At 66.9% G+C, this 19278-nt stretch carries 20 protein-coding genes and 1 tRNA gene; 7 read left to right on the forward strand and 14 right to left on the reverse strand.

Going from position 1 to position 19278, the window contains the following annotated elements; genetic code table 11:
• Positions 1-141: 141 nt before the first annotated feature.
• The 8 genes from fabF to H4O10_RS11900 form a co-directional block, all read right to left on the reverse strand.
• A complete protein-coding gene (gene fabF / locus H4O10_RS11865) occupies positions 142-1404 on the reverse strand; it encodes a beta-ketoacyl-ACP synthase II (protein ID WP_012479290.1) in 1263 nt (420 codons plus the stop codon).
• Between the two features lie 143 nt (positions 1405-1547).
• Positions 1548-1787, reverse strand: coding sequence for an acyl carrier protein (gene acpP, locus H4O10_RS11870; protein ID WP_005408313.1), 240 nt, complete (start codon positions 1785-1787; stop codon positions 1548-1550).
• Positions 1788-1939: 152 nt separating this feature from the next.
• A complete protein-coding gene (gene fabG / locus H4O10_RS11875; RefSeq protein ID WP_005408312.1) occupies positions 1940-2683 on the reverse strand; it encodes a 3-oxoacyl-ACP reductase FabG in 744 nt (247 codons plus the stop codon).
• Between the two features lie 82 nt (positions 2684-2765).
• A complete protein-coding gene (gene fabD, locus H4O10_RS11880) occupies positions 2766-3710 on the reverse strand; it encodes an ACP S-malonyltransferase (protein ID WP_049403325.1) in 945 nt (314 codons plus the stop codon).
• Positions 3711-3966: 256 nt separating this feature from the next.
• Positions 3967-4749, reverse strand: coding sequence for a hypothetical protein (locus tag H4O10_RS11885; protein WP_005408310.1), 783 nt, complete (start codon positions 4747-4749; stop codon positions 3967-3969).
• Positions 4750-4827: 78 nt separating this feature from the next.
• Positions 4828-5805, reverse strand: a complete 978-nt coding sequence (locus tag H4O10_RS11890) for a beta-ketoacyl-ACP synthase III (RefSeq protein ID WP_005408309.1) — start codon at positions 5803-5805, stop codon at positions 4828-4830.
• A gap of 91 nt (positions 5806-5896) precedes the next feature.
• Positions 5897-6091 carry a 50S ribosomal protein L32 gene (gene rpmF / locus H4O10_RS11895; RefSeq protein WP_005408308.1) on the reverse strand — a complete coding sequence of 65 codons (195 nt, stop codon included), beginning with the start codon at positions 6089-6091 and terminating at the stop codon, positions 5897-5899.
• 107 nt (positions 6092-6198) lie between these two features.
• Positions 6199-6708, reverse strand: a complete 510-nt coding sequence (locus tag H4O10_RS11900) for a YceD family protein (protein ID WP_012479287.1) — start codon at positions 6706-6708, stop codon at positions 6199-6201.
• A 113-nt stretch (positions 6709-6821) separates the two neighbouring features.
• Between H4O10_RS11900 and H4O10_RS11905 the strand changes: the two genes are divergently transcribed.
• Positions 6822-7391: a Maf family nucleotide pyrophosphatase gene (locus H4O10_RS11905; protein ID WP_049453866.1), complete on the forward strand. Its 570-nt coding sequence runs from the start codon at positions 6822-6824 to the stop codon at positions 7389-7391.
• 247 nt (positions 7392-7638) lie between these two features.
• On the opposite strand, the gene H4O10_RS11910 is transcribed toward H4O10_RS11905, so the two are convergent.
• Positions 7639-9483, reverse strand: coding sequence for a glycosyltransferase family 39 protein (locus H4O10_RS11910; protein WP_049453864.1), 1845 nt, complete (start codon positions 9481-9483; stop codon positions 7639-7641).
• 42 nt (positions 9484-9525) lie between these two features.
• Here H4O10_RS11910 and H4O10_RS11915 point away from each other — a divergent pair, with 42 nt between their 5' ends.
• The 4 genes from H4O10_RS11915 to H4O10_RS11930 are packed head-to-tail and all read left to right on the forward strand — an operon-like array spanning position 9526 to position 13892.
• The gene (locus H4O10_RS11915; protein ID WP_005408304.1) at positions 9526-10479 is read left to right on the forward strand and encodes an AAA family ATPase; all 954 of its coding nucleotides are present in this window, start codon (positions 9526-9528) and stop codon (positions 10477-10479) included.
• Between the two features lie 2 nt (positions 10480-10481).
• Complete coding sequence (locus tag H4O10_RS11920; RefSeq protein ID WP_033835175.1) at positions 10482-11426, forward strand: DUF58 domain-containing protein; 945 nt, start codon at positions 10482-10484, stop codon at positions 11424-11426.
• Positions 11419-13368 (forward strand): DUF3488 and transglutaminase-like domain-containing protein, encoded by a 1950-nt coding sequence (locus H4O10_RS11925; protein WP_088470429.1) that lies wholly within the window; start codon positions 11419-11421, stop codon positions 13366-13368. The genes H4O10_RS11920 and H4O10_RS11925 overlap by 8 nt, the downstream gene beginning before the upstream one ends.
• Positions 13365-13892: a Slp family lipoprotein gene (locus H4O10_RS11930; protein WP_005408301.1), complete on the forward strand. Its 528-nt coding sequence runs from the start codon at positions 13365-13367 to the stop codon at positions 13890-13892. Before H4O10_RS11925 ends, H4O10_RS11930 begins: the two co-directional genes overlap by 4 nt.
• A 77-nt stretch (positions 13893-13969) precedes the next feature.
• Here H4O10_RS11930 and H4O10_RS11935 read toward each other — a convergent pair whose 3' ends face one another.
• From H4O10_RS11935 to dnaX, 4 genes are all read right to left on the reverse strand, one after another.
• Complete coding sequence (locus H4O10_RS11935; protein WP_005408300.1) at positions 13970-14329, reverse strand: histidine triad nucleotide-binding protein; 360 nt, start codon at positions 14327-14329, stop codon at positions 13970-13972.
• Between the two features lie 67 nt (positions 14330-14396).
• A complete protein-coding gene (gene recR / locus H4O10_RS11940; protein ID WP_005408299.1) occupies positions 14397-14996 on the reverse strand; it encodes a recombination mediator RecR in 600 nt (199 codons plus the stop codon).
• Positions 14997-15107: 111 nt separating this feature from the next.
• Positions 15108-15428 (reverse strand): YbaB/EbfC family nucleoid-associated protein, encoded by a 321-nt coding sequence (locus H4O10_RS11945; RefSeq protein ID WP_005408298.1) that lies wholly within the window; start codon positions 15426-15428, stop codon positions 15108-15110.
• A 6-nt stretch (positions 15429-15434) separates the two neighbouring features.
• Positions 15435-17468 (reverse strand): DNA polymerase III subunit gamma/tau, encoded by a 2034-nt coding sequence (gene dnaX / locus H4O10_RS11950; RefSeq protein ID WP_033835199.1) that lies wholly within the window; start codon positions 17466-17468, stop codon positions 15435-15437.
• Between the two features lie 162 nt (positions 17469-17630).
• On the opposite strand from dnaX, the gene H4O10_RS11955 reads away from it, so the two are divergent.
• A tRNA-Ser gene (locus H4O10_RS11955) sits at positions 17631-17723 on the forward strand.
• A 324-nt stretch (positions 17724-18047) separates the two neighbouring features.
• On the opposite strand, the gene H4O10_RS11960 is transcribed toward H4O10_RS11955, so the two are convergent.
• On the reverse strand, positions 18048-18422 hold the full coding sequence (locus H4O10_RS11960) for a DUF3592 domain-containing protein (RefSeq protein WP_049402789.1): 375 nt from the start codon (positions 18420-18422) through the stop codon (positions 18048-18050).
• Positions 18423-18792: 370 nt separating this feature from the next.
• Here H4O10_RS11960 and H4O10_RS11965 point away from each other — a divergent pair, with 370 nt between their 5' ends.
• The gene (locus H4O10_RS11965) at positions 18793-19236 is read left to right on the forward strand and encodes a GNAT family N-acetyltransferase (RefSeq protein WP_033835198.1); all 444 of its coding nucleotides are present in this window, start codon (positions 18793-18795) and stop codon (positions 19234-19236) included.
• Positions 19237-19278 lie beyond the last annotated feature (42 nt).

Raw genomic sequence — 19278 nt, forward strand, 5'->3', positions numbered from 1 at the left:
TCTCCGGACGCCGAACGGTAGAGTCGACTGTCAGTCGACTATCGCGCGCAGCGCGGGAATTTGGCTTCCCGCGAAGAGCAGTCGACTAACAGTCGACTCTACCAATGCGACGTCGAGCGTGGCGCGACGTCGCAACACCACTCAGACGCGCTTGAAGATCAGCGTGCCGTTGGTGCCGCCGAAGCCGAAGCCATTGGACATCACCACGTCCACCTTGGCCTGGCGTGCTTCGTTCGGTACGTAGTCCAGGTCGCAGCCTTCGCCCGGCTGTTCCAGGTTGATGGTCGGCGGAATGACGTTGTCCTGCAGTGCCATCACCGAGAAGATCGCTTCCACGCCGCCGGCAGCGCCCAGCAGGTGGCCGGTCATCGACTTGGTGGAGCTGACCATCATCTTGTAGGCGTGGTCGCCGAAGGCGGTCTTCATCGCCATGGTCTCGCCCAGGTCGCCCAGCGGCGTGGAGGTGCCGTGCGCATTGAGGTAACCCACCTGTTCCGGGGTCACGCCGGCGTCCTTCATGGCCATGACCATGCAGCGCGCGGCGCCTTCGCCGTTCTCGCTCGGTGCGGTCATGTGGTACGCGTCGGAGCTGGCGCCGAAGCCGGCCAGTTCGCAGTAGATCTTCGCGCCACGTGCCTTGGCGTGCTCGTACTCTTCCAGGATCAGGATGCCGGCGCCGTCGCCCAGCACGAAGCCGTCACGGTCCTTGTCCCACGGGCGCGAGGCCTGTTCCGGGGCATCGTTGCGGGTGCTCATGGCCTTCATCGCGCAGAAGCCGCCCAGCGCGGTCGGCGACGAGCCACGCTCGGCACCGCCGACCACCATCACGTCAGCATCGCCGTACTGGATCATGCGCATCGCGGTACCGATCGAGTGGTTCGAGGTCGCGCACGCCGAGACCGCCGAGAACGACGGACCCTTCAGGCCGGTGATGATGCTCAGCTGGCCCGGCAGCATGTTGATGATGGTCTTGGGTACGTAGAAGGGCGAGATCTTCTTGCCCTCGTGGAACTCGATGGTCTGCTCTTCGATGCCGAGCAGGCCGCCGATGCCGGCGCCGACGATGGCGCCGATGCGCTCGGCATTGGCGTCGGTGATCTCCAGGCCCGAATCATGCAGGGCCATGAACGAGGCACCGAGGCCGTAATGGATGAACGGGTCCATCTTCTTGGCATCCTTGCCGCTGACCCGGAACTTGCCGAACAGTTCATTGTCGGCGGTGATGTCGAATCCCTTGACCTCACCTGCAATCTTGGTGGTGAACCGATCCACGTAGGCATCAGCAACGTTGGTCAGCGGACCGATGCCCGAACGACCGTGGGTGATGCCTTCCCAGCTGCTGGCCAGATCATTGCCCAACGGCGAGACGATACCCAGGCCGGTTACGACGACGCGACGCTTCATTGCTGTTTCTCCTGACCCGGATGATTTCTACGGGCAACTCGGTTTGCTTCGATGTGATGCTCAAACACACGGGGCCGCAACAGCGGCCCCATGGGGTGCGGTGCGCGGCAAGGAAATACCTGCACGCGCACTGCCGTCTGACATCAGGCCTTGACGTGGGCCTTGACGTAGTCGATGGCGGCCTGCACGGTGCTGATCTTCTCGGCTTCTTCGTCCGGGATCTCGCACTCGAATTCTTCTTCCAGGGCCATCACCAGCTCGACGGTGTCCAGCGAGTCAGCGCCCAGGTCATCGACGAACGATGCGCTGTTGGTGACTTCTTCTTCCTTGACGCCAAGCTGTTCGACGACGATTTTCTTGACGCGTTCTTCGATGGTGCTCATGGGATCTCGCTCCAGATGGAGTTGTGGTTCAAAAGTGGTCGCCATCAAAGGCGATGGCCGTGGGATAGTGTAGTGGAAACCGGCGCGGCCTTGCATCGCAGCAAAAACCTCAGCAGATCAACCACTTGCGGCGCAATCCCTGCGCCCCTTGCTTACGGCATGTACATGCCGCCGTTCACATGGAGGGTTTCGCCGGTGATGTAACCGGCAGCCGGGCTGGCCAGGAAGGCCACCGCATGGGCGATGTCCTCCGGCGAACCCAGGCGTTCGAGGGCAATGTCGTTGATCAGCGCGGTGCGCGCTTCTTCCGGCAACGCCTTGGTCATGTCGGTGTCGATGAAGCCGGGAGCAACCACATTGACGGTGACACCGCGCGAACCGATTTCCTTGGCCAGCGACTTGCTGAAGCCGATGATGCCGGCCTTGGCGGCCGCGTAGTTGGCCTGGCCGGCATTGCCGGTCACGCCCACCACCGATGCGATGTTGATGATGCGGCCCTTGCGTGCCTTCATCATGCCGCGCATCACCGCCTTGCTGGTGCGGAACACGCTGGTCAGGTTGGTGTCGATGATCGACGCCCAGTCCTCGTCCTTCATGCGCATCAGCAGGTTGTCGCGGGTGATGCCGGCATTGTTGACCAGGATCGAGATCGGGCCGAACTCCTTGGCGATGCCGTCCAGCACGCTGTCCAGCGCGGCAGCGTCGGTCACGTTCAGTGCACGGCCGTGGCCGCCGTGGGCGGCCAGGCGCTCACCGATCGCGGCAGCGCCGGATTCGGTGGTGGCGGTGCCGATGACGGTGGCGCCCTGGGCGGCCAGCAGATCGGCGATGGCGGCACCAATGCCACGGCTGGCGCCGGTGACCAGTGCGATTTCACCCTGCAGGGGCTTGCTCATGATGTTTTCCTCAGGCTGGGGCGGCCGCCGTACCCGTACCGCGTGCAGCGGCCACCGGTACGGTCGGCAGGAACAGGGGGAGTCAGGCCGACCATGCCTCGCGGGCGGCTTCGAAGTCGCCCGGGGTGGCCAGTGAACGGCCGTCGATGGCCTTGTCGATGCGCTTGACCAGGCCGGTCAGCACCTTGCCCGGGCCGCACTCGGCGATCCGGGTGATGCCGCGGCCGGCCAGCGCCTGCACGCACCCGGTCCACTGCACCGGCTGGTACAGCTGCTGGACCAGCGCGGTACGGATCGCGTCGATACCGTCATGCACCTGGGCATCCACGTTCTGCACCACCGGCAGCTGCGGCGCCTGCCAGGACAGGCCAGCCATCACTTCGGCGAGGCGGTTGGCGGCTTCGCGCATCAGCGGGGTGTGCGAGGGCACGCTCACGGCCAGCTTGACGGCCTTGCGCACGCCCTTCCCGGCCAGCAGCGCCAGCGCGCGGTCAACCGCATCTGCGTCGCCGCCGATCACGATCTGGCCCGGCGAATTGAAGTTGGCCGGCACCACCACCTGGCTGCCCGCGGCTTCGGCGCAGACGTCCAGCACCAGCTGGTCTTCAGCGCCCAGCACGGCGGCCATGGCGCCGACACCGGCCGGTGCGGCTTCCTGCATCAGCTGGCCGCGCAGGCGCACCAGGTGCGCACCGTCATGCAGGCTCAGCGCGCCAGCGGCGACCAGGGCGGTGTACTCGCCCAGGCTGTGGCCGGCCAGCACCGACGGGCGCGGACCGCCCACGGCGTTCCAGGCGCGCCACACGCCGATGCTCGCGGCCAGCAGGGCCGGCTGGGTGTATTCGGTACGGTTGAGCATTTCCTCCGGGCCACCCTGGGACAGCGCCCACAGGTCGACGCCGGCACCATCGGATGCTTCGGTGAAGGCTTCACGCACCTGCGGGTGCAGTTCGGCCAGCTCGGCCACCATGCCCACAGACTGCGAGCCCTGGCCGGGGAAGACAAAAGCGAGGGTGGATACGGTCACGCGGTCATCCGCTTGTTGCAATCGAAGCGGGCCATGATAAGGGCGAATCCGCTGTGTCGTCTGTACGTGCGCGTATGCAGGCGTATGGAGCGCGGCCGCGGGACAACCCGGCATCCGGTGCGGTGCCCCGCCCAGGTAGAGTCGACTGTCAGTCGACTGCCCTTCGATCAGCCGCTGAAAACCCGCGCTGCGCGCGGAAGTCGACTGACAGTCGACTCTACCGCAGCGCCAACCTGCCAGCAGCGCGAACCTGCCATCAGCAGAACAGCTGCAGCACGTCCAGGTCGCCGTCGGCGAGGAAGTCCACGCACAGGCCCACCAGCATCAGTACGCCCGCCGTGCTGGCGCCATGGGCGATGAAGATCGAATGCGCCAGCGCGCGCGCTGAACGGCCCAGCTTCATGCAGACCCGGGCCAGGCTGCGCAGGCGGCCGCTGACCGCGTGCACGTGTTCACGCACCGGCGCCTGGGCCTCGCCCATCGCCTCGGCCATCATCGCCTGCAGCTGCTCGGGGCGGTCGGCGTAGTACTTGGCCACGCCGTAACCGAACATCAGCCAGTCGCGGGCCTGCGCTTCGGACAGATCCATCACTTCCAGCGGATCTTCCTCGAAGTCGATGAAGCCCACCTTCTGCCCATCCCAGGTGAGGTTGCGCGGCAGCGGCTGGCCGAAATAGGCGCCGCGCGCATGCGCTTCGGCGATGGCCTGCATGGCCGCCATCACCAGCCGGTCGCGGCCGGCCTCATCGGCCTGGCGCAGGCAGGTATTGAACGAGCTGCCGTTGTCACCGATCACCAGCGCGGCGTGGCCGCTGCCCAGCACGTCGGGCACGTTCACGCCCTGCGCCTGCAGTTCTCCCAGGCGACGGGCTTCGGTTTCTCGCGCGGCATCACCACCACGGTGCGGCGGTGGCCGCAGGGCGTCCAGATGGAAACGGCGGGCAACGAAATTGAGCAGGCCCAGGGCCACTGCGCGGCTTCCCTTGCCGTACTGCTTCAGCCAGGCGCGCTGCCCTTCGATGACGATGGGCTCAACCATGACGTGTACTCCTTTAAACGCGTTACGGCCCCAGAGGGGCCGTAACGACAAAACTTCACATTGTCGTAACTTGCACTATCAATAGCGCAGCAGGGCCGAACCCCACGTGAAGCCGCCGCCGAAGGCTTCCAGCAGCAGCAGCTGGCCGCGCTCGACGCGGCCCGAACGCACCGCGGCGTCCAGCGCCAGAGGCACCGAGCCGGACGAGGTGTTGCCGTGCTTGTCGACAGTCACCACCACCTGGTCCATCGACATGTCCAGGCGCTTGGCGGTGGCTTCGATGATGCGCAGGTTGGCCTGGTGCGGAATCAGCCAATCCAGGTCGGACTTGTCCAGGCCATTGGCAGCCAGGGTCTCGTCCACGACCGAGTCCAGCGCCTTGACGGCGTACTTGAACACGTCGTTGCCCTTCATGTTGATGGTGCCGCCACCGTTGGCACCGTCCTTGAAGCCGGTCGAGACGCCCACCGGGTTCCACAGCAGCTCCTTCTTGCTGCCGTCGGCATGCAGGTGGGTACTGAGGATGCCGGTTTCCTCGTCGGCCTTGAGCACGACGGCGCCGGCGCCATCGCCGAACAGCACGCAGGTGGTGCGATCGTTCCAGTCGACCATGCGGGTCAGCGTTTCGGTGCCGATCACCAGCACGTGCCTGCAGTCGCCGGAACGGATGAACTTGTCGGCCACGCCCAGCGCGAACACGAAGCCCGAGCAGGCGGCGTTGACGTCAAAGGCAGGGCACCCCGCAACACCGAGCTTGGCCTGGATCAGGCACGCGGTGGAGGGGAAAATGAGGTCAGGCGTGGTCGTACCGACCACGATCATGTCGAGCTGCGAAGCGTCGATACCGGCCGCTTCAAGTGCGCGCAACGCGGCCTGGTAGCCGAGGTCGCTGGTGGTTTCGCCTTCGGCCGCGATGTGCCGTTCACGAATTCCGGTGCGCGACTGGATCCACTCATCCGAGGTTTCGACCATTTTTTCCAGGTCGGCGTTGGTCAGGACTTTTTCCGGCAAATAGCTACCGGTGCCCGCGATCCTCGAGTAGATCCGCTTGCTCATCATGTTTCCTGTTGCGCGGGCCGCCGATCACCGGCACGCCCGGGAAAGAAGGCAAAGGCCGCTGCCCGGGGGCAGCGGCCTTCCCGGCACATCAATCTTCTTCGACGGCCGAGGTCTTGGTCTGGATGACCTTCTTGCCGCGGTAGAAACCGTCGGCAGTGATGTGGTGACGCAGGTGCACTTCGCCGGTGGTCGGGTCGGTCGACAGCTGCTTGGCGCTCAGGGCGTCATGCGAACGGCGCTGGCCGCGGCGGGACGGGGTAACACGGGATTTCTGCACAGCCATGGGATTGCTCCAAACTCGGTTCGTTTTGCTTCGTCGTATCGTCGCGCAGGACGCCAGCGCCCAGCACACTTTCGCTTTCGCCGCAGCCGCCGACGACAATCCGGCTGCTATTGTTTCTTCAATGCCGCCAATGCCGCGAACGGATTGGCCTTCTTTGTTTCTTCTTCGCTCGGCGCCCAGTCCTTGTCGACTGCTTCACCGTCGGGCGACAGCGGAACCACCGGCACCGCCAGCACCAACTCGTCTTCGACCAGGTCCAGCGGACGCAGCTGGCCGTCTTCCGGCACCAGCAACGCCTCGTACTCCTCCGGCAGGGACGATTCCTCGTCCTCGTCGCGGATCAGGCCAAGCCTCTGGGTCACCTTCACCGGCAACAGGAATCGCTGCATGCTGCGCTGACAGGTCAGCGGCAACGCGGTGTCGATGGTCAGTTCCACATAGGATACCCGCAGGACTTCGTCGCGACCGAATTCAAGCGAGTAGGAACACTCGCCGTCGGTATCTGCGACCAGCCCCTGCAGGCGGGTCAATTCAGCCAGGGAGACCTGGCCGTCGAAGCGCCTTCGCGCTACGACCATCCGCCAAGCATCCAGCGATTCGGGCACGTTCGCGGACATAAGCCGCTGAATACTAAGGATCGGGGGGGCTGCTGTCAAATGCCCGCCATACAGCACTTGCTGCTGGCGCTGCGCACAGGCCAGACTGCCGCACCCTGCCCCGGTATTCTCGCATGTCACTGGTCCTGGCCTCCACCTCCCGCTACCGCCGCGAGTTGCTGCAGCGGCTGGGCCTGCCCTTCGACTGCGCGCGCCCGGAGGTGGATGAAACCCCGTTGAACGGTGAGACGCCGCTGGCCCTTGCAACGCGCCTTGCCACGGCCAAGGCAACCGAAGTCGCCGCCCGCCACCCCGGCGCCTGGGTGATCGGCTCGGACCAGGTGGCGGACCTGAACGGGCGACCGCTGGGCAAACCGGGCACGGCCGAGGCGGCCTGCGCGCAGCTGGCGTCGATGTCCGGGCAGACAGTACGCTTCCATACCGCCACCAGTCTCACGCGAGACGGAGAATCATTCAGTGCCGTGGATCTGACCGAGGTCCGTTTCCGCGCGCTGGGCCAGGAGGAGATCGCACGCTACGTGGCCACCGAACAGCCCCTGGACTGCGCCGGCAGCTTCAAGTGCGAGGGCCTGGGCATCAGCCTGTTCGAAGCGATCGACAACCGTGACCCGACCGCTCTGATCGGCCTGCCGCTGATCGCGTTGTGCGGGTTGCTGCGCCAGGCAGGGTTCGCGGTGCCCTGAAGGCGACACACTGACTGCCGGCACCGATCGCGGAAACAGGCCGGACATGGGCCGGGTAGGACCTGAGCCGGGTAGCGGCGACTGTCAGTCGACTATCGCGCGCAGCGCGGGGTTTTGCCGGCGGCTGGAAGAGCAGTCGACTGACAGTCGACTCTACCAACGTGGAGCCCCCGACCAACGTGGAGCACCCGACCAACCTGGAGCACCCGACCAACCTGGCGCGCGACCACCTGGACCGCGCTCCGCCTCAGCGCCCGCGAACCTCGAACGGCTGCTCCTGCCATTCCTCCACGCTGCCATCGCGACCGTGCAGGCGCAGGCCCAGCCAATGCCGTCCCGGCGCCAGCGTGCTCGTGTCCAATGAAGCATCGAAGCCCACCGCAGGATGCTGCGGATCGGTGCTGTCCGGCCAGGTCTGGCGCACGTCGAATGCGCGGCCATAGCGCGCATCCCCCATCGAGCGGCCATCGACCAGCACCTCAACCCGTGTCAGGCCGACACCATCCTTGAACGCCCATCCCTTGATCGCCAGCGTGCCAGACACCTTTTCGCCGTTGGAAGGCGTATCCAGCCACGCCATTGCCGGAGTCACGCACGCCGCCCCGGGCGCGCGCTGCGCCGGCAGCCGGAACAGCAGGAAACGCTGGAAGCCATGGTCACTGCTGACCACCCGCGGCGCCGGCAGCGGCCCCACCTGTCCGCAGATGGCGTGATAGCGCGCCAGCAGATCGCGGTAACGCTGGTCGCTGGGTGAAAGCACCAGCAGCATCGGCGTCGAGCGCTTGCCCTCATGCAGCAGTTCCCACTGCGCCAGCTGCGCGGTGCGCCCATGCTTGTCGTTGAGCGGATGCGGCAGCACTTCGATATCGCCATTGCCGAGCTGGAAGCCCAGCTCGGCGCCAACCTTGAAGTTCCCCGCCAGCACCCGCGTGCCCGCCGGCATCTGCTGCAACTCTTCGCGCACCGCCATCGCCAACGGCTGCCAGCCCGCGAAATTGCGCGGGTAGTACTTGCTGCCTGCCAGCTGCTCACGCAACGCGGGCGTGGAGGCCATCAGGTAATAGCCGAACGCCAGCACCATGCCTGCGCCCGCCAGCCACCAGCCGGTGCGCCGCAGCCAGCGTGGCCAGCCGTTGAGCACCACCGGCACCGCCACCAGCAGGGCCAGGTAGCCCGGCAGCGGCCAATGGAAACTGATCCGCTCGACGTCGGTGAAGAAGCCCAGCAGGAAGATGCCCAGCGTGGATACGCCCCCGACCAGGCCGAAGTAGCGCCACTGCACGCGCGTGCCGCCGCCCCTGCGGGTACCGGCCAGCGCCACCTTCCACATCGCCATGCACAGGATCGGGGTGACCAGCATGGGCTGGATCACCAGGAACCACAGCCCGTTCCATTCGAACGTCCAGGGATGGCGCTCGACCACCTGGAACTTCAGGCCGGCGTCGTGGTTGTCCGCGTTCCATGCCAGCAACGGCAGCCACGCCAGCACGCCCACCGCCAGCGCGACCCATACGCGCGGATCGGCCAGCATGCGCCGCCCCTGCGGGAGCGCCAGCAACGCGATGAAGCCAACGCCGATGACACCGATGAAACGGTAGTGACTAAGCGCACCGATCGACAGGCCCAGCGCAAGCTTCATCGCCGACGATGCATCAACGTTGTGCAGCAGCCGCGCACCGGCGTGCAGACAGATCACCGCGGCCAGTGCCATGGGCACATCCGGCACCGCCAGCAGGCCCAGCGTCGCCGACAACGGCATCAACAGCGTGAGGCTGCCCGCTTGCCAACCGGCCACATTGCCGAACCAGCGCGTGGCCGTGCGCACCACCAGCAACGGCAGCAGCGCGCCGATGGCCAGGAACGGCAGGCGCAACGCGAGCACATGGTGGCCACCGATCTCCACACCCAGGCGCGCCAACCACGCGGTCAGTCCGGGAAGGTCCGAATACGCAGCGGCCAGATGCTGGCCTTCCTGCCAATAGAACGCCTCGTCAACAAACAGTGGCAGCCGCGCAGCCACTACCAGCTTGGCCGCTGTGACCAGCGTCCATAACCAGAGAAATATTGTCCGCGCGCGCTGTTCGCCCTGCATTGCTCTATGGATAATCGAATGGATTCCAGACCTGAGACGATCATGCCAGCCTCGTCCCCCAATCCCAGCATGCTAACCGATCAACTGCGCCAGGCCCTGCGGGAGGCACAGGATCAGGTAAACGCACTGGTGCTGGGCAAGGTGCCGGAAGTCAGGCTGGCTTTCGTCGCCCTGCTTTCCGGTGGCCATCTGCTGATCGAGGATCTGCCCGGCCTGGGCAAGACCACGCTGGCGCATGCGTTGGCCAGCAGCCTGGGCCTCAGTTTCCAGCGCGTGCAGTTCACCTCCGACCTGCTTCCCGCCGATGTACTGGGCGTTTCGGTATACGAGGCCGGCAGCCGCCAGTTCCAGTTCCATCCGGGGCCGGTGTTCACCCACGTGCTGCTGGCCGATGAGATCAACCGTGCGCCGCCGCGCACGCAGAGCGCGCTGCTGGAGGCCATGGCCGAACAGCAGGTCACCCTGGATGGGCAGACCCATCCCCTGCCCGATCCGTTCTTCGTGATCGCCACGCAGAACCCGGTGGACCTGTCCGGTACCTTCCCGCTGCCGGATTCGCAGCTGGATCGTTTCCTGCTGCGCCTGGCGATGGGCTACCCCAGTGCGCAGGCCGAACGCGAACTGCTGCGTGGTACAGACCGCCGCGACCTGATCGCACGTGCCGTACCGAAGCTGGATGACACCCAGGTACGCGCGCTGCGTGAAGCTGTCAGCCAGGTCCATGCCAGCGATGCACTGGTCGACTACGTGCAGGCCCTGCTGACCCGCAGCCGCCAGCACGCCGGCGTGCGCGTGGGCCTGTCACCGCGTGCCGGCCTTGCGCTGCTGCGCGCGGCCAGGGCGCATGCACTTCTGCTGGGCCGCGGCCACGTGGTGCCCGAGGACGTGCAGACCCTGTTCGTGGCGGTGGCCGGTCATCGCCTCGTGGCCGAGGCCGAGTCCAGCTCGGGGCCGGCACTGGCACGGGCCATCCTGCAGACCGTTGCGGTGGATTGAGGGTGGCCACGCGCTGGGCACGACTGCAACTGCTGGCACGCCCGCGCAGGCCTGAAGCACTGCCGCAGCGCCTGGACCGCCACCGCATCTACGTACTGCCCACCCGCTTCGGCCTGTTCGTCGCCGCGCTGCTGGCGGCAATGCTGCTGGGCGCACTGAACTACAACAACAACCCGGCGTTGCTGCTGGCCCTGCTGCTGGCGGCAGCGGCGATCGCCAGCGCCATCGCCGCGCACCTGCAGCTGTCGGGCGTACAGATCGACGCGATCTCCGCCGAGCCGGTTCCTGCCGGGCAACCACTGCGCCTGCGCGTGGACCTGTCACTGCGTGATCCGCGCGCACGCCACGGCCTGCACCTGCAGCTGGGGGACAGCGAAGCCTGGACCTCGCTGCCTGCACACGGCCGCGGTGAGGTGGAGCTGCACGTTCCCAGCGAACGCCGCGGCTGGCTGGAGCTCCCGCGCATCCGCCTCTCCACCAACCAGCCACTGGGCCTGGTACGGGCATGGTCGTGGGTGTGGCCGGAACAACCGCTGCTGGTCTACCCGCAACCCGAGGCGCTGGCCCCTGCACTGCCGGAAAGCGGCAACGATCCGCTGCACACGCGCGCCCATGCCAGTGGCGAGGAACTGCATCAGCTACGGCCCTATCGTGCGGGCGATGCGCCACGCAGCATTTCGTGGAAGCACTCGGCACGCCGCGACAGCCTGCTGGTGCGCGAGTACGAAAGGCCGGTTGGCATCGAAGTCATCCTCGATTGGCGCACGCTGTCCCCGCTGGGCCATGAAGCACGCATCGCGCGTTTGGCGCGATGGGTCGACATGGCCGAGCGCGAAGGCCGCCGCTACACCCTGCTGCTGCCTGCACACCCGCCGTTCGGGCCAGGCCAGGGCGCCAGCCACCACCACCTGTGCCTGCGTGCACTGGCATTGATGCCGCATGACTGAGACCACGCCCGCGCTCGACCGCAATGCCCGCAACTGGACCCTGGCCAGCGCGGCGTTGGCGCTGTTGCCGTTGCTGCTGCAGTTGCCGCCCCTGCTGGCGGGCGTGATCGCGGCCGCAGCGCTCGTGACTGCGGCCCTGTCGTGGCGGAGGGTGCTGCCCATGCCGGTGCGCCTGCTGCTGGTGCTGGCCATGCTCGGTGCCATCGCCTGGCAGATGGGGATGGTCCGACCTGGGCGCGATACCGGTTGCGCCCTGCTGGCAGCGATGCTGGCGATCAAGTCCAGCGAACTGCGCAGCCGGCGCGATGCCCGCAGCCTGCTCGGGTTCGCGCTGTTTTCCCCGTTTGCGGCGTTCCTGCTCGACCAAGGACCACTGACCACGGTTTTGGCCGCACTGGCGGGGATCAGCGCGCTGCTCGCCCTGCAACGGCTGGCCGGGGATGAAGGCCACGCCGCGCCGCTGCCTTTGCGAGGGCAGCTGCGCGGCGTTGGCCGCCTGCTGGCGATCGGCCTGCCGCTGGCATTGGCCTGCTTCTGGCTGTTCCCGCGCCTGGCCACGCCACTGTGGGGTGTTCCCGAGCGCGCCGTGGGTACGCCGGGGTTGTCCGACAGCATGGAGCCCGGCCAGTGGCTGGACCTGATGGCCGACGACAGCCCGGCGCTGCGCGTGCAGTTCTTCGGCGCGGTACCCGAGCCGATGCAACGCTACTGGCGAGGACCGGTACTGACCGCCTTCGATGGCCGGCGCTGGACACGTGACCGCGCCAGCGAGCGACGGCCGGCGGCCGTGGTCGAGGCCGGCACGCAGGGCTGGGACTACCAGATCGACTACGAACCCACCGACCGGCGCCAGCTGGTGGCACTGGACCTGCCCAGCCGCGCGCCTGCAGGCAGCACGCTGGATGCGGACATGAGCCTGAGCAGCGAGCGGTCACTGGCGTCGCTGAGCCGCTGGCGGTTGCATTCGGCGCCACCACAACGCTTCGACAGCACGCTGTCACCCTATCTGCGACGGGCCGCGCTGCAGTTGCCCAGTGGCTTCAACCCGCGCACCGCCACGTTGGCGCAGCAATGGCGGCAGCAGGCTGGCAGCGATGACGAGGCCCTCGTGCGCCGCGCGCTGCAGTGGATCACCACCGACTTCTCGTACACGCTGGACACCCCTGCGGCAGGGCGCGACCCGATCGACGAGTTCCTGTTCGGCTACAAGGCCGGCTTCTGTGAACACTTCAGCTCGGCCTTCGTGGTGTTGATGCGCAACGCCGGCGTCCCGGCACGGGTGGTGACCGGCTTTGCCGGCGGCACCTACAACCGCCTTGGCGACTACTGGATCGTGCGGCGGATGGACGCCCATGCCTGGGCCGAGGTATGGCTGCCGCAGCGCGGCTGGGTACGGGTTGACCCGACCGCAGCCGTGGCACCGGAACGCATCCTGGACACACTGGACGACCGCCTGCAGGCCGGTACGGACACGCCACTGCAGCAACGCTGGCAGCAGCTGGGGCAGATGGGCGACTGGCTGCGCCGCGGCTGGAACGACCTGGTGCTGTCATTCGATGCACGCCGCCAGCAGCAACTGCTCACGCCGTTCGGGCTGGATGATCTGGGCCCCACGCAACTTGTCGCTGGCTTCGTGGTGGCAACGATGCTGGCCTTGGCGTGGATGGCCTGGCTGCTGGCCCGTGGCGAGCGCGAACGCGACCCGCTGCTGCGCGCCTGGCACCGGCTCGGACGGCGCTACGCCCGCCTCGGCCTGGCCCGTGAACCGCACGAAACCGCACAGGACTGGGCCCAGCGGGTGCACCGGCAGCGCCCTGACCCGGCCCTGCTCGCACTCAGCCAGCGTTTCGCCGACGCGCGCTACGCTGGAACTTGCACCGACCTCGCTTCATTATTGCGGGACCTGCGCAGGCATCGCCCGACTTCCGGAGCCTCCCCATGAACACCAAGTTCCTTCTCACCGCTGTGGCCACGCTGGCCCTGTCGGCCTGCGCCACGGCCCCCAAGCCGCTGCAGGGACAGTTCAGCCTGGTCTCCCCGCGCGACTCGGTCGCTACCCAGCAGGTCGGCACGCCGGTCCGTTGGGGCGGCCGCATCATCGAAACCAAGCCCGGCCAGGGCGAGACCTGCTTCCAGATCATCTCGCGCCCGCTCAATGGCAGTGGCCGCCCGAACACCACCTCGTCCGACGCCAGCGACGGTCGTTTCATCGCCTGCCGTGCCGGCTTCTACGACCCGGCCGTGTTCGAAGCCGGTCGTGACGTGACTTTCATCGGCAAGATCGACGGCTACCAGAACACCCGCATCGGCGAGTACGACTACCGCCTGCCCAAGCTGTCGGCCGATGTGATCTACCTGTGGCCGGAACAGCGCCAGGTCGACGTGGTGCCCTACCCCTATGGCCCGTGGGGCCCGGGCCCGTATGGTCCGTACTGGGGCGGCTATGGTCGCTGGGGCTGGTGGTGATCGTCACCGCACAGGCATGACGGAAAAGGCCGCCCTCGGGCGGCCTTTTTCATCCGCGCATGGCGTGGACAGGGGCTTCAACGCCCAGGCGCACCGAAATGCCCCAGCGGCGCACCGGCCAGCAGGTGCATGTGGATATGGAACACGGTCTGCCCGGCATGCTCGCGGCAGTTCATCACGATACGGTAACCGTCCTGTGCGAAGCCCTCGCGGCGCGCATACTCGGCGGCAGCCAGCGCCAGCTTGCCGATCAGGTGCGCCTGCGACGGCTGCAGGTCATCCAGGGTCGGAATGATCTCGTTCTTCGGAATGAACAGCACGTGCACCGGCGCCTGCGGTGCGATGTCCTTGAAGCCCAGCACCTCGTCATCCTCGTAGACGATGGTGGCCGGGATCTCGCGACGGATGATCTTGCTGAAGAGGGTTTCGTTGCTCATGGTCGGCCTCGGCGGGGATGTCATCCGCATTGTAGGACGGCCGCGCCGGGGGATGCCCGGCCGGCATTCAATCGCGGAATTCGCTGCGCGTTCCGAACGCGTGCGAGAGCGTGCCGCGATCGACGTATTCGAGTTCACCGCCAAGTGGCAGGCCCTGCGCCAAACGGCTCGGCTGCACCTTGCGTGCGCGCGCCAGCTGCGCCAGGTAATGCGCGGTGGCCTCGCCCTCGACAGTGGCGCTGGTGGCGATGATCAGCTCCTGCACCTCGCCTTCGGCCAACCGTCGCTCCAATTGCTCCAGGCCCAGCTCGCGCGGGCCGATGCCATCGAGCGGCGACAGCCGCCCCTGCAGCACGAAGTAGACACCGCGGAAGCCGGTGGCGTTCTCGATGGCCAGGCGGTCGGCCGGCGATTCGACCACGCACAGCTGGCTGCGCTCGCGGCTGCCGTTGGCACAGGTCGGGCACAGCTCGGTTTCGCTGAAATCGCGGCACTGCACGCAGTGGCCGATTCGCTCCACCGCCAATGCCAGTGTCTCGGCCAGACGCTGGCCACCTTCGCGCTCGCGCTCGAGCAGGTGATAGGCCATGCGCTGTGCAGTCTTCTGGCCGACGCCAGGCAGCACCCGCAATGCGTCGATCAATTGTTCAAGCAGGGGTGCGGACACGGCGGCATGCTTTCATGGCGTCGAGCACGCTCGACAGCTGTCTGTAGAGTCGAGCCATGCTCGACCGAGGGTTGGAGCGGGCACCTGCAGCGGCAGGCGCCCCCTGGGAAATCAGAACGGCAGCTTCATGCCCGGCGGCAGCTGCATGCCGGCGGTGGCCGACCCCATCTTCGACTTCGACTCGGCATCGATCTTGTTCGAGGCATCATTGAAGGCGGCGGCGATCAGGTCTTCCAGCATCTCCGGGTCGCTGGTCAGCGACGGGTCGATGCGCACCTTGCGGCATTCCTTGGCACCGGTCAGGGTCACGCTGACCATGCCGCCGCCGGCGCTGCCGGTCACTTCGATCTTGGCGATTTCTTCCTGGGCCTTCTGCAGGTTTTCCTGCATTTTCTGGGCCTGCTGCATCAGTTGGGCGATGTTTCCGCGCATGGTGTCTTACTCGTCAAAAGAACGGATGGAATCGGAAACAACCCGGGCACCGTGCTGTTGGATCAGCACCTGCACTTCCGGGTCGTCCATGAAAACGGCCTCTGCCACCTGCTGCCGCTCACTACGCTGGCGGTCGGCACGCTGGTGCAGAGTCTCGGCCGGAACGTGTTCGGTTTCCACGGTCTCGACCACGATCTTCGGCGCCTGGCCGAGGGCCTTCTCCAGCATCTCGCCCAGGGCGGCCAGCGCGCGCTCCGAGCGCAGGTATTCAAATCCGGGCGAAAGGCCCAGTTTCAAGGTCCCGTGCTGGCAACTGATGAAGGCAGCGTTGGCGGCCAGCTGCCGCGACGGGCCGCTCAGGCCACTGTTGGCGACCAGATCCAGCCAGTCCTCGGCGCTGGCCAGGTCGCTCACCCCTTCCAGCGGCGCATTCTCCTGCACTGGCGCCGGCTCGACCGGCGCGATGGCAATGCCTTCAGTGCGGAACGGGCGCTCGGGCGGTGCAGGCTCGCTGGGAGCCGCGACGGGAGCCGGCGGCTCATGCCAGGGCGCCACCATGGCAGCTTCCGGCCCAGCCATCTCGGCCGCCAGCGCCTCGTCACGTGCCTCGGCTTCGTCGGTTGCCCACGGCGGCAGGTCGTCGCCCACTTCTGTTTCAACGGACGGCGGCGCCGCTGCTTCGGCCTTCACCGGCGGCGGTGACACCGGCTCTTCCACCGGAACCGGCTCGGGCTCCGGCGTCGGGTCCGGTTCGGGTTGCGGGGCCGGCTCAGGTTCGGGTTCAGGTTCGCGCGGCGCGGCCTGCACCGGAGCGGCCACCTGCGCCACCACGGCCGGGCTTGCCGAAGCGGCGGCAGTCGCCGGCGTCGCTTCGTGGGTACCCGCACCGGTGCCACCACCAGCAGCATTGCCACCCGGCGCATTGCCTGCCCCCTCCACCGACTTCGGCACCGGCGGGACCGCCGCGGCCGGGCGGAACGCCAGCATGCGCAGCACGGCCATCTCGAAGCCCGCGCGCGGGCTCGGCGCCATCGGCAGGTCACGACGGCCGTTCAAGGCCATCTGGTACCAGAGCTGCACCACTTCCGGGCGCAGGCGCTCGGCGAATGCGGCGGCGTCCAGGCCTTCGGCAACGGCCGCACCCGGTACCAGCTGCTGCACCTGGATGCGGTGCAGGCCTTCGGCCAGCGCTTCCAGCACGCCACTCCAGTCCGGCGAGAATTCGGCCAGCGCGGCCACCACCTGCAGCAGGCGCGGGCCATCGCCGTCAGCCAGCGCATCGAGCATCGCCGCCACCTGGGTGCGGTCGACCGTGCCCAGCATGGTACGCACCACGTCCTCGCGCAGCGCGCCGCCGGCATAGGCAATCGCCTGGTCCAGCAGCGACAGGCCATCCCGCAGGCTGCCATCAGCGGCCTTGGCCAGCTGCACGATGGCACTGCCGTCGGCCTCGATCTCCTCGGCCGCCAGGATGCGGGTCATCTGGCCCTGGATCTGGTCCTCGTCCAGGCGCTTGAGGTTGAACTGCAGGCAGCGGCTGAGCACGGTGACCGGCAGCTTCTGCGGATCGGTGGTGGCCAGCAGGAACTTCACGTGCTCCGGCGGCTCTTCCAGCGTCTTCAGCAGCGCATTGAACGCCGCCTTGGACAGCATGTGCACTTCGTCGATCAGGTAGACCTTGTACTTGCCACGCGAAGGCATGTACTGCGCGTTCTCGATCACCTCGCGCACGTCGTCCACGCCGGTGTTGGACGCGGCGTCGATTTCCAGCAGGTCGATGTAGCGGCCGGCGTCGATATCCAGGCAGGCTGCACACTGGCCGCAGGGATCGGCACTGGTGCCCTGTTCGCAGTTCAGCGACTTGGCGAAGATGCGCGCGATGGTGGTCTTGCCCACGCCGCGGGTGCCGGTGAACAGGAACGCATGGTGGACCCGGCCGCTGTCCAGTGCGTTGCTGAGCGCACGGACCACGTGTTCCTGGCCCACCAGCTCGGCAAAACGCTTTGGACGCCACTTGCGGGCAAGGACGAGATAGGACATCAGGCCACCGTTTTCCATCGGATGTTCCATTGTGCCATGCCTGTCCAGCCCCCTCGCCTCCGGCACATCTTTCGCGGGTTCCTGGCCGGGGTGCTTGTGAAGTGCCGCGCAGCCCGCTAGAATCTGCGCCCCTGCTGAGGCGTTTGCCGATGGCAGGGATCCGGAGAGGTGTCCGAGTGGTTGAAGGAGCACGCCTGGAAAGTGTGTAAGCGTCTAAACCGCGCTTCGGGGGTTCGAATCCCCCTCTCTCCGCCAGATAAATGAAGAAGCCGCCCACTGGGCGGCTTTTTTATTTGGCTGGCGGATGGGATGAGAAGCCCCGACGGGGTTCGACGGTTCTGCAGGAGCAGAACCGGACAGCCGCAGGCTGGTCCCGGGGCGCAACGCGCATCGGGATCGGGTGCAGGGATGCACCCGACAATCCCCCTCTCTCCGCCAGATAAATGAAGAAGCCGCCCACTGGGCGGCTTTTTTATTTGGCTGGCGGGAAGCGCGCTAGGTACTACCGGACTGAACAGGCCCTGCCGCCTGGGGCAGGTCCAACGGTCCGCCCGCCGACAGCGCGCGATCTGCTGCGAGTCACCTGCGCCGGAGCAGTCCCCGCACGCAGACGCCGACGAACGCCAGCCCCAGCAGCATCCACACGACCGTCATTCCCCACAGCGCACCGAACGTATCCAGGACCGGCTCCACGCGCGGTTGCGCCGGATCGTACAGCACGCGTACCCGCTGTCCAGGCTCATAGCCGAAGATCATGCCGCCCTGCGGGTAAGAGACGCGTTGGCCGGTCGCGGTGGTGAACGCAATCTGCGGATGCGATCCGCCCGCGTTCAGGCGCTCAACCTGGCCATCGACGGCCTGCGCGATCTGCAGGAACTCAAGGCGATGCGTCACTTCGAAGGCGGCCACGGCAAGGATCAACAGCCCCACCGCGCCAAACAGCAGACTGCGCATGACCTGGGCGGTCCGGGAAAGAGAAGGGTCGGGCATCGCTCGGCAGCTCCGTTGCAGGCAGGAAGACGAATGGGGCCGGCGGATCCTGCCGCGCGGTCAGTCCCACGTGTCGAAAGCATAGCCCAGAAGCCGCCGCGCCCCGCTCCATCGCGGCCGCATGCGCCTCGCCACTGACGCACCCGCCTGGTACAGGCGCCTGTGTTCCGCACAGTCATTCGAGTTGGGCGAAATCATCCGTGAGAAGATCGACTCCGCTCCACGCACCTTGGAACACTTCGGCGGCTCCTGCGGCCTCGTCGTGCGATACCCACTTGAGAAGGACAACGTCTGGACGGTTGAAATGCGCCCGGGCAACGCCAAGGCATTTTCCATGAACCTCCGCCTCTACCGCCCCGCCGATGCCAGCGCCTGCCTGTCGATTTTCGACAGCAACGTGCCCACCTACTTCGCGCCCGAAGAGCGCAGCGACTTTGAGCGCTTCCTGCAAGAACAGGCCATGGACTGTGCATTCCAGGTCATCGAGCGAGATGGCAGCATCGTGGCGTGCGGCGGCCTGTCGCGACGCGGCGACGGCAGTGCCGGTTTCTGCTGGGGCATGGTACAGCGCGCGCTGCACCGGCATGGACTGGGCCGGGAACTGGCGCTGGCACGCCTGCGCCAGGCCGAAGCGGATCCCTCGATCAAGCGCATCACGCTCAGTACCAGCCAGCACACCCAGGGCTTCTATGCTGGCCTGGGCTTCCAGGTGACGCGGATCGTTTCCAATGGCCACGGCGCCGGGATCGATGCCGTGGAGATGGAGCGGAGGGTCTAGCCCTCCGCACCGCCCTGGATCCACGCAGGCGTGGATCCAACG

The organism is Stenotrophomonas sp. I18B00994 (assembly GCF_014145825.1).
In the GTDB taxonomy this organism is placed as follows: Bacteria; Pseudomonadota; Gammaproteobacteria; order Xanthomonadales; family Xanthomonadaceae; genus Stenotrophomonas; species Stenotrophomonas maltophilia.